This is a genomic window from Nocardia aurea (assembly GCF_003123685.1).
GTDB classification, from domain to species: Bacteria; Actinomycetota; Actinomycetes; order Mycobacteriales; family Mycobacteriaceae; genus Nocardia; species Nocardia aurea.
The window spans coordinates 1-1,776 of sequence record NZ_QCYJ01000163.1 but is presented as its reverse complement, the minus strand read 5'-3'; the positions used below and the strand labels follow the sequence as shown (position 1 = coordinate 1,776).

The following is a 1,776-nucleotide window of genomic DNA, read 5'->3' as shown; positions in this document are numbered from 1 at the left end:
GCGGCTGTCGCCGCCATCGGAGCGTGGGCGACGCGCGCGGGCCGCGCCACCAGCGCCTGAACCACAACACCACTTCGCACAAACCGTATGGAAGGAAGAAGAACGATGATCTACCACGGCAACCGCTTCACCATCAAGCCCGGCGTCTCACCGGAGCGGCTGGAGGAGGCCCTTGAGAGCCTGCGCAACCAGGGACGGGCCATCCCGTCGGTGAAGTCCTTCGTCGTCGGTCGCGACTACGGCGGCGAGTACGAGTGGGGGGCCACCTTCGTGATCGAGGACCTCGAAGGATACTGGGAGTACCTCGTCCACCCCGCTCACCTCAACACCGACCGGGTCGGTCTGCCCCTGGTAGACAAGTTCGTGTCGTTCGACATCACCGACGACGACGACCCGGAGATCGGCGCGAAGATCACCGCGCTGCACAAGCGTCGCTACGACAGCATGCCGGACATCAACCAACTGGTCTCCGACCTCGGCGAGTACGAGGGCCTCGCCGCCCCCGGCCCGCACGGCGAGTGACCACCGAACACCCGTCCAGTGACGAATGGAGCATGAACCACCATGTCCGCGAACTTCTCCGCACTCGCCCAGTCGTGGGCCGACATCTGGAACGGCGACCTGTCGCTGACCGACAAGACCGTGCACGAGGACTTCGTCTCGCACGCGGCGCCGCTCCTCGGCGGGCCGGCTCAGGACTCGACCGGCCGCGACAACCTCAACATGTGGGTCAGCGGGATCAGGGCGGCCTTCCCTGATATGACGTTCACCATCCAGGTCGGCCCAGTGGTCGACGGATCCTTCGAGGTCCTGCGCTGGCACGCGCAGGGCACGTACGCGGGCGGGATTCCCGGCGCGTCCCCGGAGGCGGTGGGCCGCCGCGTCGTCTTCTACGGCACCGACATCCTGCGCGTGGTCGACGGGCTGATCGCGGAGTACTGGGCCAACGCCGACAGCCTCTGGTTCGCGCAGCAACTGGGCTTTCGGGAAGTGCCCCCCCTCGGCTGACGGCACCGCCATCCCCAGGGCCAACGCCGGCCTCTCGACCCGCACCGGTCGAGAGGCCGGCCGCTTGCTTGCGGTCAGGGCGCGGGCAGGCGGACCTGGAAGGCGGGTGCCGCGGCCGGGCTCGGAGGCGACGGTCACGCCACCGCCGTGCGCGGACTGGGCGGTGGCGCTGCTCCGGGTGCGGCCCTTCCCTGTTCGAAGGCGGAGAACGTGAATCGAATTTGTGCTGGTAATGCGAGTAATTTCCATAAATCCGATAAACGTCCATCGCGGTAGGGTTTTTCTTCGCCCCAGCCATATACCTTTCTCACCGCGCTCTCTCCGGCCCGCCCGATCATGCTGAATCGCTCCTACGCTGACTCAGTCTTCAGGCGGTGAGGGGAGGACGGGTGCTGGGACTGCACGACTGCCTGACCGAGGTCATGGCCATACCCGGCGCGTTGGACGCAATGCTGCTGGACCAGACCAGCGGGATGGCCGTAGTCGCCAGCGGGCCGCCCCAGGGCGTGGACACCGAGCGCTCCGCCGCCGCCCTGACCGAGACGCTGCGCGCGACCATGGACGGGCTCGCGCGATCGTGTCCCGGTGACGCCGTTCGCATCAACGACATGCTTGTCACCACCGACCGGGGGCATCATCTGCTCCGGCTGATGGAGACGGTCTTCGAGGGGCCGCTTGTCATCTACGTACGCCTGGACCTGGAGCACTCGAATCTGGCGCTCGCGCGCTTCCGCCTGCAGGACATCTCCAGCCGGTTGCTGGCGTGAC

General features: G+C 67.2%; 3 protein-coding genes. All 3 read left to right on the top strand.

Annotated features, from left to right (window positions below; genetic code table 11):
• Window positions 1–105: 105 nt before the first annotated feature.
• The 3 genes from DAT37_RS39565 (at window position 106) to DAT37_RS39555 (ending at window position 1,775) form a co-directional block, all read left to right on the top strand.
• Window positions 106–522 (top strand): Dabb family protein, encoded by a 417-nt coding sequence (locus DAT37_RS39565; protein WP_109530088.1) that lies wholly within the window; start codon window positions 106–108, stop codon window positions 520–522.
• A 42-nt stretch (window positions 523–564) separates the two neighbouring features.
• Window positions 565–1,008, top strand: coding sequence for an ester cyclase (locus DAT37_RS39560; RefSeq protein WP_109530087.1), 444 nt, complete (start codon window positions 565–567; stop codon window positions 1,006–1,008).
• Between the two features lie 374 nt (window positions 1,009–1,382).
• The gene (locus DAT37_RS39555) at window positions 1,383–1,775 is read left to right on the top strand and encodes a roadblock/LC7 domain-containing protein (RefSeq protein WP_198654674.1); all 393 of its coding nucleotides are present in this window, start codon (window positions 1,383–1,385) and stop codon (window positions 1,773–1,775) included.
• Window position 1,776: the final 1 nt, after the last annotated feature.

Excerpts from the sequence above, each read along its gene's own strand:
- DAT37_RS39560 (WP_109530087.1), top strand. The coding sequence starts at position 565 with ATGTCCGCGAACTTCTCCGCACTCGCCCAGTCGTGGGCCGACATCTGG.
- DAT37_RS39565 (WP_109530088.1), top strand. The coding sequence starts at position 106 with ATGATCTACCACGGCAACCGCTTCACCATCAAGCCCGGCGTCTCACCG.